Origin of the sequence: Actinomyces qiguomingii (assembly GCF_004102025.1) — a bacterium.
Taxonomy (GTDB): Bacteria; Actinomycetota; Actinomycetes; order Actinomycetales; family Actinomycetaceae; genus Actinomyces; species Actinomyces qiguomingii.
The window spans coordinates 1,137,418-1,151,014 of sequence record NZ_CP025228.1; the positions used below are offsets into that span (position 1 = coordinate 1,137,418).

Here is a 13,597-nt window from a genome sequence, read left to right on the forward strand (position 1 = left end):
CCGTCGAGTTCGGTACAAGTAACGTGTTGAGAAGCGGCGCTGCGCGGGTGCCACCTCGGGATGTCGACGCGAATCGATCTACTAGGCTGTCCGCCGTGAACTCTTCTTCCCCGGTCGGCCCGCTACTTGTCAGTGCCTGCTTGGCCGGTTATGCGTGCCGGTACGACGGCGTCGCCAAGTCGGACCGCGACGTCGCCGGCCTGGCCGCCGAGGGACTGGCTCTGCCGTTGTGTGCCGAGGTCATGGGTGGCTTGCCGATTCCACGCTCGCCTGCGGAGATCGTCGGAGGAGACGGTGATGATGTGCTCGACGGGAATGCCCGCGTGATCACTCGCGATGGCGAGGATGTGACCGACGCCTTCCTCCGGGGTGCCGATGCGGTGGCTACGGTGGCAGCGCAAGCTGGCTGCCCTGCAGCCATATTGCAGGAGCGCAGCCCCTCATGTGGCGTACGCAGTATCTACGACGGCACACACAGCGGCCGACGTAAGGAGGGATGCGGAGTGCTGACGGCTGCTTTGCGGCGCCGCGGGATCGCCGTCGTCACCACGGGAGCGGCCTGGGAACGCCGTGCCTAGCCGGGAGAATTGGCCGTGTGTCCGCTTGACGTTTAACAGGCGCCTCCAGCCGCTTGTCTGAGCCACCCCTGACTAGCCACTTCGACCGGTCTCGATGGTTATTTCGACCGGTCTCGATGGTTATTTCGACCGGTCTCGGTGGTTAGTGGGTGACGCGTAGAAGACGGTAACCCTTGGAGGAGGCTTCCCGGCTGACCGTCCAGCCCTGATCGCCCAGCCACTTCGCCAGCGAGTCAGCACCGAGGTTCTTCTGCACAACGAGCCAGGCCTGCCCGTCGTCGGCCAGCAGCCCCAGCCAATCCGCCAGCAGTGCGTGCAGCGCGGGCTTACCGATCCGCATGGGCGGGTTGGACCAGATCAGGTCCAAGCGCGTGCCCGAACTGCGCAGCTCCTCCAACAGCGTGTCGGCAGCAACGGCGCGCACGTGGGTGTGTCCGGCCTCTAAGGCGTTACGGCCGGTCAGCTCCACGGCACGCTCGTTGACGTCAGTGGCCAGCACCGTGGCCTGCGGGGCGGCGTCGGCCAGGGCCAGGGCCAGCGGCCCCCAGCCGCAACCGAGATCTAAGAAGGTGCCCGTTAGCGGGGGTTCGGGCACCTGCCGCAGCAGCACACGTGTGCCCAGGTCTAGCCGGTCGGCGGAGAATACGCCGGCGGCGGTGGTCACGTCGTGCTCGACGCCGCGGATGGAGAAGTGGTGCCGGCGCTCCTCGGCGGGGGATTCGGGGGAGGCGGTGAAGTAGTGCTGCTCGCTCACGCGCCCGACCCTACCGGGGCGGGCTGCGGTAGTCATCGACGGCCGGCATCAGGCCGCACGACGGGCCAGCAGGGGGGTGAGTGCGAGGGCCAGGGTGAGTACCACCGTCGTCGGCACCAACAGATCAGCTTGTACGCCGGCGGCGGTCGGGGCCACGAAGTTTGTGGTCAGCGTGCCCAGAGTCGCGGCGCCGGCCGCGTTGGCCACTGTCACCGAGGTCGCCGCCCGTGCCGGAGAGATGCCGTCGGGCGCTCGGCCCAGATCCTCCGGGGCAGTCACGCAACGGATCATCGTGTCCTGATGCGTCAGCCCCATCCCGGCTCCCGCCGTGGCGAAGCCGACGTGCAGGCACCACCAGGGCACTGGTCCGGCGAAGGCCAGGGTCATGAGCGCCCCGCCGACGGCGAAGCACACCCCGCCCGCTGCCACACGCGTTCGATAATGCGCCGGTTCACGAGCCGGATGCGCCGCCATCCGAATGGCGATCGACGACCAGGTCAGCCCGGCGCATGTGAGCGCCCAACCGATCGCCGTCGGGCCCAGACCGAGCACGTCATGGGCGGCGGGGGAGACCAGGTAGTCGAGCGTGAAGTATGCGGCACACAACCAGGCGAGGGTGGCCAGTGCCGCCCGCCGTCCGGGCCCAAGTCGCATGGTTCCTGTCGGGAAAACCCGCGCACAGGCCCATACCACCACGGCGACGGAGGCGGCCCCCACGGGGAGGAACAGCGTCGACGCCGCCGGCACGACCCCTATGGCCGCCACCCCGGCGGCCATGGCCAGGGCCGGCACCAGCGGCGGGCGGGACTCGTCATCCTCTACTTGCAGGCCCCGGATCTCCCGTGCCATCACCAATCGGGCCGCCACCAGCAGGGGCACGTAGGCGACCAGCGCCCAGCGCCACCCCCAGTTCTGGGAGATGGCGGCCGCATACCCCGGGCCCAGGAAGGAGGAAACGATCCAGGTGGCCGAGCCAGCCGCCAGGAATAGCCGCCGCCACGCCTCCGGAAGGCCCGCCACCAGCACCCCCATACTCACCGTGGCCAGAGCCCCGGCCGCCAGCCCCCGCAGCACCTCCCCGGCTACATATACGGCTATGTTCGGTGCCAGCGCCCCCGTTACCGCGCCAGCAACGAGCACGGCGGTGAGCACGGTCATCAGCCGGTCGGCCCGCCAACGCGCCAGCATGGAGCCGCCCAGCGGCATGGTCAGAAAGGTCGGCACCATGGCGGCAGCCGTCACCAGCCCGTAGTGGGCGCGCGCTCCCAAATCCGTGGCCACCAGCGGCAGCACGGTCTGATTGATGTAGGTCTGCATGCCGGCCAGCAACTCCACCACCAGCATCGCGGCGGCCAGGTGCCCCACCTGCGTAGTGACCAGGGCGCGCAGCGACGGCGGTGGGGACGATGCCGTGAGGTCTGACTCGAGGTCCGACTCGAGGTCTGACTCTGGGGAACTCATGCCTGCGAGCATAACCGTCCCGGAAATCGCGGCGGACATCTGCCACAGGGTTCGGGATCGACGTCCGGAATGCGTCGTGGCGCGACCGCCGTGGGCGAACGCCGCCCCCGGGAACTCGGCAGGGAAGTGGTCAGGCAGTACCATTTGAGCCCGCATGGAAAACACGCAGCATTACAGCCACTCCGCCAACCCGGCGGTCACAGATAGCGCCGATGACGCCGTCATCGCCGACAACGACGCCGGTCTTCCCGGCAACAACGCCACCGACCCCGCCGCGATGCTGGCCTCCCGGGTCCGCTCCCGCGCCGGCACCGCCCTGGCCTCCACCGCAGGACGGCGCGAGTACGACGACGCCGAAGATGCTGGCGCCCTGGAGCGCGAGGCCCGCGCCGGCACCCGCCGCGTGGTCGGACTGTCCACCGAGCAAGAGGACATCAGCGAGGTCGAGTACCGGCAGGTGCGCCTGGAGCGCGTCATCCTGGTTGGACTCCAACTGCCCGGGCCGGGCGCGCCCCCCGACTCGGGTTCTCCGGCGGCCGCCGGCCAGGACGCCGAGACCTCCCTGCGTGAGCTCGCCGCCCTGGCCGAAACCGCTGGCTCCGAGGTGCTCGATGCGCTCATCCAGCGCCGCGACCACCCCGACCCGGCCACCTACCTCGGGTCCGGCAAGGCCAAGGAATTGGGCCGGATGGTCGCCGACGCCGGGGCCGACACGGTGATCGTCGACGGCGAGCTCGCCCCCTCCCAGCGGCGCGCCCTGGAGGACGCGGTGGATGCCAAGGTGGTGGACCGCACCGCCCTGATCCTGGATATCTTCGCCCAGCATGCCAAGTCCCGCGAAGGCAAGGCCCAGGTGGAGCTGGCGCAACTGGAGTACCTGCTGCCCCGCCTGCGCGGCTGGGGCGAGTCCATGTCCCGCCAGGCGGGCGGGCGCGTTGCCGGCGGTCAGGGAATCGGCTCACGCGGCCCCGGCGAGACCAAGATCGAGCTAGACCGCCGCCGCATCCGCCGGCGCATGGCCAAGCTCCGGCGTGAGATCCGGGCCATGGCTCCTTCCCGTGAGGTCAAGCGTGGCTCTCGGCGGCGCGGCCCCATCCCCGCGGTGGCAATCGCCGGATACACCAATGCCGGCAAATCCTCCCTGATGAACGCTCTGACGGGCGCGGACATCATGGTGCAGGACGCACTGTTCGCCACCCTGGACCCCACCGTCCGCAAGGCTGAGACCGCCGACGGGCGCATCTACACCCTTACCGACACCGTCGGCTTTGTGCGCAATCTGCCGCACGAGCTGATCGAGGCCTTCCGCTCCACCCTGGAGGAGGTCGCCGAAGCGGACCTTGTGGCGCACGTAGTCGACGCTGCCCACCCCGATCCGCTCGGACAGATTACCGCCGTCCACGCCGTCCTGGCGGACATCCCCGGCGCTTTGGACGTGCCGGAGCTGATCGTGCTAAACAAGGCCGACCTTGCCGACGCCGTCACGCTGGCTGCTCTGCGCACCCGCCTGCCCGACGCGGTCATCGTTTCCGCCCGCACCGGCCAGGGACTGGGAGAACTGCGTGAACGCGTCGAGGCCATGCTGCCACGCCCCGACGTGGCCGTGGACGTCGTCGTCCCCTATTCGCGCGGGGACCTGGTCTCCCGCGTGCACGCCGACGGCGACCTTGACGTCGTCGAATACGTAGAGTCCGGCACCCATGTGGTCGCCCGCGTCGACGCCGCCCTCGCAGCCGAGCTGGCCGCCGTCGATGCCGCCGTGCCGACACCCGCCGTCGATGACGAGTAGGTGCCGTGATCGAGACCGAGGCGCCCAGCAGCCCTGAGGGCGCCGGCGATAGCGAATCGGCCCGACCGGGAGAGGCGGACGGGGGCGGCGCGGACCGCTCCCAGGCCGCGCTGGCCGCCGCCGTCACAGCGCTCGGTGGCCGCCCCCGGGAGGGACAGACGGAGATGACCCGTCGCGTGGCCCGCGCCATTGGCTCCGGAATCCACCTGCTGGTCCAGGCAGGCACCGGCACCGGCAAGTCACTGGCCTACCTGGTACCCGCCATGGTTCACGCCGTCGACGCCGGTGAGCGTGCGGTTGTGTCCACCGCCACCCTGGCCCTGCAGCGCCAGGTGCTGACCAAGGATGCCCCACTGGCCGCCGACGCCGTCGAAGGGGTCACGGGCATCCGACCCGTGGTCGCCCTGCTCAAGGGCTGGCAGAACTACCTGTGCCGCCACCGCCTGGCCGGCGGCTATCCCGATGACGACGCCGACACCCTCTTCTCAGCCGCAGTGGCCACCCCCCGCGCCCGTATAGGTGAGGGCGCCGAGCAGAGCCTGGGCGAGCAGGTGGTGCGGCTGCGCGAGTGGGCCGAACAGACCGACACCGGCGACCGGGATGACCTGGTGCCTGGCGTTTCCGATCGCGCCTGGGCGCAAGCATCCGTCAACGCAGCCGAGTGCCTGGGCGCCAAATGTCCCCTACATGACGAGTGCTTCCCCGTACTCGCGCGCGCCGCGGCCGCTAAGGCGGATGTGGTGGTTACCAATCACGCCATGCTCGGCATTGCGGTGGCCGGTAATCCCGGGGTACTGCCTGAGCACGAGGTACTGGTGATCGATGAGGCCCATGAACTGGCAGACCGGGTGCGCTCCCAAGGCACCGCCAGCCTGTCGGCGGCGGCTGTTGCGCGCGTGGCCACCACCGCCCGGCGCCACGCCGGCGTATTGGTCAACGAACTGGAGGAGGTCGGACAGAATCTGCAGCTGGCCCTGGCGGACCTGCCCGATGGGCGTCTTGCCAATGGGCTGCCGCCCGCGCTCGCGGACGCCCTCACCGTGTTGGAGGCGGCCTGCCGGCAGGTGCTTACCGACGTGCGCGAGGTCGCCCGCGCGGCGAACCAGGGCGGCGGGCAGGTGACCGGTGACGCCGGGGGAGTGGCGCTGGCCCGCACCGCCGTGGCGGATATGACCGAAGTTGTGGAACGCATGACCTCAGACTCGGTGGCCCGGCGGCGCGACGTGGCCTGGGTTGAGCGACCGCGCATGGGCCAAGAGCCACCCCGGTTGACGCTGGCACCCATAGATGTGGCCGGTTCGGTGGCTGACACGCTGCTGGCCGACCGGGCCGCAGTACTCACCTCCGCCACCCTCGCCCTGGGCGGCAGCTTCAACCCGATGGCGGCCGCCCTCGGGCTGACATTGGTCGACTCCGGGTGGGAAGGGCTCGACGTCGGCACTCCCTTCGATTATGCACGCCAGGGGATCCTGTACACCCCCACCCACCTGCCTCGGCCCGGGGTGGGTATCTCGCAGGCCACCCTGGAGGAGGTGGTGGCCCTGGCCCGCGCCAGTCGCGGCGGCATGCTCGGGCTGTTCTCCTCCCGGCGAGCCGCCGAGGAGGCCGCCGCGGTGCTGCGCGAGCGCACCGAGTTGACCATTTTCGCCCAGGGGGAGGACCGGTTGCCCACACTGGTGGAGGCCTTCGCAGCCGATGAGGACGCCTGCCTGGTGGGGACCCTGTCGCTGTGGCAGGGGGTGGATGTGCCCGGACGCACCTGTCGGCTGGTGGTAATCGATCGGATCCCCTTCCCCCGACCCGATGACCCGGTAGCCCAGGCACGCAGTGAGGCCGTCACTGCCGCGGGCGGCAACGGCTTCATGACCGTCTCGGCCACCCACGCCGCCTTGCTGCTGGCGCAGGGCGCCGGGCGACTGGTGCGGCGGGCTGAGGATCGCGGTGTCGTCGCCGTCCTGGACCCGCGGCTGCGCACCGCCCGCTACGGGACTTTCCTGGCCCGCTCCATGCCGCCGCTGTGGCCCACTCGGGATCGTGACGTCGTTCTGGGGGCATTGGAACGGCTGGCAGCCACTACCTGACCTGAGCCGTGCCGGTTTAGAGCCCGCAGGGTTCAGTCAGTGATGACTTGCCGGACGGTCTGAGCGAGTTGGTTTGAGTGATGCGGTGGCCTTAGCTGGTGATGGTGAGTTCTTTGAGCGGCCTGGGCCCGCGCACGAGCCGCCTTATGCTCATCCCGGCGGCATTTTGTAGGTGGCGGACGGGCGAGCCGCGACGCCGCCACCACTGTCAGGCGGGCCTGGATGGCGTCTCAGGTGTGTGGTGCAAGGAGCGATGGATGGCCAGGCTGTGCTCGCTCATGCGTAAGTGACTGCAGCCGCACATCGACTTCTAGCGACTCTACTAGCTGTTCGGGTGTGGGGGTGTGGGCGTGGTGGGTGGTGGGTGTGGGGTGTGTTGGGTGCTCGCTCCGTCATGGTGCCGTGGGTTACGTCGGTTGACTGTTGGGTGCGCTCCTTCGGTGTCTGCTACGCCGGTTAGACTTGTGTTGAAGGGTTTTGAGTCCTTCAGCAAAGACCTAAGTGGCGTACTACAGCATGAACCGGCGTAGTAGGTGACTCCGGCCTCTGGCGTCGAGGCTTGGTTGGTTCCTGCTCATGGCCTTTGGGTGTAGCTGAAGCGTCCGATTCCCGCGAACGCCTCGCCGCGGGCGGTCGGCATCGGTTAGGTTGGCAAGTGGTGGGGGGGCGGTAACCAGGTGCCCGGGTTGGCCGGGCCGCCGAGACGAGTGCCCAGTTCCCCCGCGGCTGGGCGTTTTCATGGGATACCAGGCCATCACAGCACCCCCTGTGCCGAGTGCTGAATCAGCCTGAATGTAGGCCGGACCCAGGCCCAGCACAAGCGCACCCAGCTCCGATGAAAGACCGAGCCCGGGTTGAATTCGGCTCTTCCGGTCGAGCCGTGTTCGCCGAGTTCGGTCGTTATTACCATCGAGTTCGGTAGATATGACGATCGAGTTCGGTCGAAATAACCGTCGAGTTCGGTAGATATGACGATCGAGTTCGGTTGGTGGGGTTGGCGGGGTGGGGGAAGTGTCCGGATTCGGCACGAACGATGTTCCCCTGCCCGACGTCGCTCACCAGGTCTGCATGGTTCCAATGAGTCTGAGGGCGCCTGTTGGGAGGGGTGGGGTGTTTGTGCCGATTCTGGACACTTTTGGCTCCCAGGTGCTGGCCTACCGCCCTGATGTGGTGGGCAAGCCAGGGCGTCTGGCCGCCGACTGGCCCCGTTGTCCGATCGGCTGGGACGTCTTTGGCGATGAACCCGCCCGCGGCCAGGCCCGGCCCGCTGGCATGCCGGGCCTGGCTGCCGGCCATGCCGGCGACGTCCGCGGCCTAGGGCATCTTGACCGTTGACCTTGGGTGCGCCGGCGTCCACGGCAACCCCACCGGCCCGAGTCAGCACCCCCACACCCGGACCGTCTGGCTGCCGTTGGACCGACTGGCTGCGGTTGGACCACCTGAAACGCGCTCTCAGACGGTCCAAGCGCAGTAACGCGGTCCAAGTACGCGGCCAGCAGCCGGCCGAACCCGCACCCACCACCGCCAACACCCTCAAACCGGAAGAGCCCTATCGCACACAATAAGCAATCGGCGAACCCGGGCCGAAGAAAGAAGAAAAGAGAGCCGAAGCAACCGCTTTCGGTAATGCGACCACGTGCCAGCGCCCGAGGTATGGCTCCTGCTAAAACCGGCAGTGATAACGCGGCAGCGAGGTGGCTATAAGGCGGACGTGACCCAAAAACAATGCCAATCTGAGTGTGGAGTCAATTGTGGAAACCAACGCAAGCACAGCTAGTTGCACTGCTATGGATATGAAAGGCAAGAGCGCGTATATGTGCGCCGTTTCATGGTAGCTCTTGGGGTGTGGTTGCCCTAACCATCGTGGGTTCGATGTTGTACGATAGTTGCGATAATGTAAATAGGAATGTGGTTGACGTCACATCGCGGTTGTGTTCGCGTCAATTCTCAGTGCGCCGTCGGGGTTGACCGCGTACGCTAGGCCGTGGGTGGGCCAGCTCACCAACCTGACAACCGTTCAGATTCGGAGGAACACAGTGTCAGACCCCATGATTACCAACAGTGCTCAAGGTTCGTATCCGACGGCTCGCTCCGGCCGTCCCTCCAAGGTCGCTATCATCGGCGCTGGCGCGGTTGGGTCCACGCTCGCCTACGCCTGTGTCACCAAGGGCGTCGCTCGAGAGATCGTCTTGCAGGACATCGTCAAGGAGAAGGTTGAGGCTGAGGCTCTCGACATCGCCCAAGGTATCCAGTTCACCTCCGCCGGCGCTGTCTCCGGCTCGGACGACCCGGAGATCTGCCGCGACGCGGACGTCGTGGCCATCACTGCCGGCGCCAAGCAGAAGCCCGGCCAGTCCCGCCTCGAGCTAGCCGGCGCCACCGTCGGCATTATGGAGAAGATCCTTCCCAAGCTCGTAGAGGTGGCTCCGAACGCGATCTTCCTGCTGGTGGCCAACCCGGTAGACGTGGTCACCTACTGTGCCAAGAAGATCACTGGTCTACCCGAGAATCAGATCTTCGGCTCCGGCACCGTCCTGGACACCGCCCGCATGCGGTACTTGGTGTCCCTGGAGACCGGCACCGCGACCCAGAACATCCACGGTTACATCGCCGGTGAGCACGGCGACTCAGAGGTCGCCCTGTGGTCCTCCACCGAGATTGGCGGCGTGCCGGTCACCCAGTGGGGCAAGACCCTGGACGGCGGCGTATTCGATCAGGCCAAGCGTGACCGCATCGCCCACGATGTGGTCCGCTCCGCCTACCGCATCATTGAGGGCAAGGGTGCAACCAACTATGCCGTCGGCCTGGCCGTTTCCCGTATCATCGGCGCCATCCTCAACGACGAGCAGCGCGTGTTGACCATCTCGCCGCTGCTGGATAACTGGCACGGTATCTCCGACGTGTGCATGGCGGTGCCCACCATCGTTGGCCGCGAGGGCGCCGGGCGTCGTTTGGAGCTGCCGTTAACGCTCGATGAGCGCGACCGGCTGACTGCCTCCGCCGAGCGCCTGCGCGAGGTGGCTCGCGGTCTGGGCTACTAATCCGGCAGGCAAAGCCGAGGAGTGTGTGCGTCCGCGGGAGCCTTGGCGTTGGCTTCGGCCTGATACATCACAGTCATTGGCCGGAAGGTAAAGGAGGGTTCGACTCCGGTGGGGTCGGACCCTCCTTTGTGGTTTAAGGGCTCTTCGGGTATGAGGGCCTGGTCCATATGGGTGTGGGTGGGTGCCGATCGGACGGCCAGACGGGCCTTGACCCTGTTTGTTGGACACGCTGATTCCGGCCCTGCGGGGCTGGGGAGAGCGAGATGATCTGACTATGGTTATGAAGAGTTACTCGGCAGGAGCTTGCGTCGTCAGGCGGTGGACTTGTACGAGACGACACCGGGGGCGATGCGTGCGCGGCATCGCCCAGGACCTGGGGGTCTGCCGGGGCACGCTGCGCGGCTGGCTGCACCGGTGGGGCACCGGAGGTAAGACCGGTCCGGATGGGGCACCGGCCCCCAGCCCGCTCAAACCCAAGACCGACCTCGGGGACAGGACCGGGACCCAGCCGCCAGCCGAGGAGTCGATGGAGGAGCGGGTCGCCCGCCTGGAGGCGGAGAACGCCGCCCTGCGGGCGGAGCGGGCCAAGCTGACCCGGGAGCGGGAGATCTTGCAGCAGGCGGCCAAGTATTTCGCGGGGGAGACGATCTGGTGAGCCGCTTCCAGTTCGTCGCCGACCATGCAGCCACCCATGGGGCGGGAGCGGCTTTGTGAGTTGCTGGAGGTAGCCCGCTCCTCCTACTACGCCTGGAAGGCAGGTGCTCCCAACAGGGCGCAGCGGGCGGCGGCAGATGCCGCCCTGACCGAGCGGATACGGGCCATCAATGCCGGTGACCGGGCCATGGGCGCTCCCAGGACCCGCCGCCGAACCAGGCGACCAGCAGGCCGAGTCCGGCGGGAGCAGGATCAACCGCAAGGCGGGTTGCCCGCCTGATGCGGGCCGGCGGCATTGTGGGGGTGCCGCAAGCGGCGCCGGGTGCGTACCACTGTCCCGGACCAGGCGGCGTCCAAGGTATCCCGACCTGCTGGGGCGGGACTACCGCCGCCGATGCCCCCAACCGCAAGTACGTGGGCGACATTCCCCCACTGCGTGGGAGGTGCCCCCACCTATCTGCCGCTGGCTGACGGGAGCAACCTGTATCTGGCCACCGTCATCGACTGCTACAGCAGGCGCCTGGTCGGCTGGGCTGTGCGCGACCACATGCGCACCAGCCTCGTCGTCGACGCCCTACAGGCTGCCGCGCGTGAGCGCGGGAGCCTTAAAGGGGCTGTCTTCCATTCCGACCACGGCAGCGTCTACACGTCTTCGGCGTTTCACAAGGCCTGCAAGGACCTTGGGGTTACCCAGTCGATGGGTGCGGTGGGCACCAGCGCCAACCAGCGCCCTGGCGGAGTCCTTCAATGCCGCGTTCAAGCGGGAAGTGCTCATGGACCAACGCGCCTGGCCCGACGAGACCACCTGCCGCCGTCAGGCGTTCCGGTGGCTGACCCGCAACAAACACCGTCCGCAGACACTCCTACTGCCAGAACCTGCCCCCGAACACTTACGAGAACCACTACACACCCGCGACGCCAGCCACTATGCTGGAACACGCCGCATGAACCAAACCCTCGTGTCCACAAAACAGGGGCAAGCCCCGACCACGCGAGTTTGCGCCTGGTCCATATTGGGTATGGGTGGGTGTTGGCGGTGGTGGGTGTGGGCCCGGTTGGCTGCCGGCGTCGCGCTTGGACCGCGTCCCTGTGCTTGGACCGCGTCCCTGTGCTTGGACCGCGTCCCTGTGCTTGAACCGTCTGAGAGTGTGTTCCAGATGGTCTATTCGCAGCCCGGAGGTCCATCCGCAGCCGGGCGCTGTAGTCGAAGGTCGGGCGGCGCACGCGTTCGCGCCGACACCCATATCCCATAACCCGCATACGGGGGACGTGAGGGGGCGTCCGGCGGATGCCTACTATAGGGACCGCAGTACCGTGACTACCTTGCCCATGATCGTGGCCGCATCGCCGGGGATAGGGGCGTAGTCGGGGTTGCGTGGCAGCAGCCACTGGTGGCCGTCTTTGCGGGAGAGTACCTTGACCGTGGCGGAGGCGCCGTCGACGTCGTCGACCATCGCGGCCACGACGTCGCCGTTGTCTGCATCCGGTTGAGCACGTACGACCACCCAGTCGCCATCGCAGATGGCCGCATCGATCATGGAGTCGCCGTGAACCTCCAACATGAACAACTCCCCGTCGCCGGTCAGGCGTCGGGGGAGGGCCAGCACGTCCTCCACGTCCTGCTCGGCCAAAATCGGTGAACCCGCAGCGATGCGCCCCACCAGCGGCACGGCCACTGCCTCGCCGTCGGCGACGCCGGGCAGCAGCGGCAGTGAGGGTTCGGAAACGCGTGCGGCGGGGGAAACAAAGGTGTCCGGCTCGTCCGGCGTGACCGCAGGAGTCACCACTTCCAAGGCGCGTGGTCGATTGGGATTGCGCCGCACCAGGCCGAGGCGTTCGAGCTTGTCCAGCTGATGCTTGACCGAGGAGGGGCTGGTCAAGCCCACCTGGGCGCCGATCTCTCGCATGGATGGTGGGTAACCGTGGACGGCGACGGCCTCGCGTACCGACTCATACACGGCGCGGGCGCGTGCATCCAGGCGGTGCAGTGCATCGGCGGTGGGATCGGCTGCCGTGCTCGTGTCGCGGCGGCCCGTCGGACCGGTGTTCGCGCTCATCGCCTGTCCCTCATTCCCGGGCTTCCGGCGGCTCGGGGCCGGGTGCCGGTTAAGGAGCCCGAATTCATGTCGGTGGCCCGTGATGGCCTGGTCCCGTCAAGACTACGGCCGATCGTCCAAGTGATCAAACATGTGTTCGAAAACGCTCTGGACGTGTCGGACGTGAACCGCTAATCTATCGAACAGGCGTTCGTCGAACGTATGTTCTAGGAGGGTTTCATGAGCGCTCTCACCGCGCCACTGCCGCCGCACCTTCGGTTGGTATCGGTCGAGGATGGGCGGACACCCGCTGAGTCTGTGGTCGGTGCCGTGTCCAGGTTCTCCGCACCTGCCGATACGCCTGAGGGCAAATGGGGCAGGCCTCGGCTGCGTCTGGTGCCCGGGGGCGTCGACGCCGACTTCGAGCCGACCCCGGCACCAATCCCAGACTCGCCGCGGGAGCTGATTCGGCGGCCGATCCCTCCGCACCGAGGCCGTACGGCGTCGCCGGGCAGCGTGTCCCCGGGCACTGCGTCGCCGGGCAGTGTTTCCCCAGGCAGTGCGTCTTCGCGTAAAGTCAGCGCCGCCGCGGCGGCCCGTCCGGTGCTCGTCACCGGCGTCGGTGTGCGGGAGCTCGGTGTGCGATCAGATTCCGTGGATGCGCTTGCGCCCGCCCATCCGGCCGTGCGCGCTCGCCGTCGGAGACAGGCGCATGAGCAGGTGGTATCTCCTGCCGTGCAGACTTCCACATCTGGTCGCGCGCAGACGCATTCCCGGGCCCCACGCCGAAGCGATGCGGTCGGCCTGCCGGGCGTCGTGCGGCGGCTGTTCGCCCTCGGTGCTCTGGTGCTGGTTGTCGTCCTGGCGGTAGCCAGCGGCATCGTGGCCTCCGGTTTCGACGCCACCCCTGCCGCGACCACCACCGCCGTCGTACAGTCTGGCCAGTCCCTGTGGGACATCGCCGTGGCCACCGGCGCCGGTGACGTCAATGAGGTCATGTCCCAGATCGTCGACTTGAACGGGCTGACCAGCTCCACGCTGCAGGCCGGTCAGACGCTCATAGTCCCGGCTGACTGAGCTTTCGGCGTCGTTTTCCGGTTCTTCTGGTTTGATGAGGTTGTTCGATGCGGTGATGGGGCGCGTCGACGGCTCCGGTAGAGGCGACGCGCGGCAAACGCTTGCGAATTGTCCTGCCGGACACAT

At 67.7% G+C, this 13,597-nt stretch carries 9 protein-coding genes and 1 pseudogene; 7 read left to right on the forward strand and 3 right to left on the reverse strand.

Features of this window, described 5'->3' with window-relative positions:
• The first annotated feature begins 95 nt into the window (after positions 1 to 95).
• Complete coding sequence (locus tag CWT10_RS04640) at positions 96 to 578, forward strand: 2-thiouracil desulfurase family protein (protein ID WP_233188196.1); 483 nt, start codon at positions 96 to 98, stop codon at positions 576 to 578.
• Positions 579 to 720: 142 nt separating this feature from the next.
• Here CWT10_RS04640 and CWT10_RS04645 read toward each other — a convergent pair whose 3' ends face one another.
• The gene (locus tag CWT10_RS04645) at positions 721 to 1,332 is read right to left on the reverse strand and encodes a class I SAM-dependent methyltransferase (protein ID WP_416171713.1); all 612 of its coding nucleotides are present in this window, start codon (positions 1,330 to 1,332) and stop codon (positions 721 to 723) included.
• Between the two features lie 48 nt (positions 1,333 to 1,380).
• Positions 1,381 to 2,793, reverse strand: coding sequence for an MFS transporter (locus CWT10_RS04650; protein WP_103063564.1), 1,413 nt, complete (start codon positions 2,791 to 2,793; stop codon positions 1,381 to 1,383).
• Between the two features lie 154 nt (positions 2,794 to 2,947).
• Here CWT10_RS04650 and hflX point away from each other — a divergent pair, with 154 nt between their 5' ends.
• The 5 genes and pseudogenes from hflX to CWT10_RS04675 all read left to right on the forward strand — a co-directional run bounded on the left by hflX (position 2,948) and on the right by CWT10_RS04675 (position 11,306).
• On the forward strand, positions 2,948 to 4,582 hold the full coding sequence (gene hflX / locus CWT10_RS04655) for a GTPase HflX (protein WP_103063497.1): 1,635 nt from the start codon (positions 2,948 to 2,950) through the stop codon (positions 4,580 to 4,582).
• Positions 4,583 to 4,587: 5 nt separating this feature from the next.
• Entirely contained in the window at positions 4,588 to 6,663 is a 2,076-nt protein-coding gene (locus CWT10_RS04660) for an ATP-dependent DNA helicase (RefSeq protein ID WP_483396347.1), read from the forward strand.
• Between the two features lie 1,110 nt (positions 6,664 to 7,773).
• Positions 7,774 to 7,998: a hypothetical protein gene (locus CWT10_RS04665; RefSeq protein WP_103063498.1), complete on the forward strand. Its 225-nt coding sequence runs from the start codon at positions 7,774 to 7,776 to the stop codon at positions 7,996 to 7,998.
• Between the two features lie 713 nt (positions 7,999 to 8,711).
• Positions 8,712 to 9,704: an L-lactate dehydrogenase gene (locus CWT10_RS04670; RefSeq protein WP_416171714.1), complete on the forward strand. Its 993-nt coding sequence runs from the start codon at positions 8,712 to 8,714 to the stop codon at positions 9,702 to 9,704.
• Positions 9,705 to 9,978: 274 nt separating this feature from the next.
• Positions 9,979 to 11,306, forward strand: a pseudogene (locus CWT10_RS04675) (IS3 family transposase).
• 347 nt (positions 11,307 to 11,653) lie between these two features.
• On the opposite strand, the gene lexA reads toward CWT10_RS04675, so the two are convergent.
• Entirely contained in the window at positions 11,654 to 12,415 is a 762-nt protein-coding gene (gene lexA / locus CWT10_RS04680) for a transcriptional repressor LexA (protein ID WP_103063500.1), read from the reverse strand.
• Between the two features lie 219 nt (positions 12,416 to 12,634).
• Here lexA and CWT10_RS04685 point away from each other — a divergent pair, with 219 nt between their 5' ends.
• On the forward strand, positions 12,635 to 13,471 hold the full coding sequence (locus CWT10_RS04685) for a LysM peptidoglycan-binding domain-containing protein (RefSeq protein ID WP_103063501.1): 837 nt from the start codon (positions 12,635 to 12,637) through the stop codon (positions 13,469 to 13,471).
• Positions 13,472 to 13,597: the final 126 nt, after the last annotated feature.

Bases quoted from the DNA above. Each gene is read 5' to 3' on its own strand.
- CWT10_RS04685 (WP_103063501.1), top strand. From the start codon at position 12,635: ATGAGCGCTCTCACCGCGCCACTGCCGCCGCACCTTCGGTTGGTATCG.
- CWT10_RS04650 (WP_103063564.1), bottom strand. From the start codon at position 2,793: ATGAGTTCCCCAGAGTCAGACCTCGAGTCGGACCTCGAGTCAGACCTC.
- hflX (WP_103063497.1), top strand. From the start codon at position 2,948: ATGGAAAACACGCAGCATTACAGCCACTCCGCCAACCCGGCGGTCACA.
- CWT10_RS04670 (WP_416171714.1), top strand. From the start codon at position 8,712: ATGATTACCAACAGTGCTCAAGGTTCGTATCCGACGGCTCGCTCCGGC.
- lexA (WP_103063500.1), bottom strand. From the start codon at position 12,415: ATGAGCGCGAACACCGGTCCGACGGGCCGCCGCGACACGAGCACGGCA.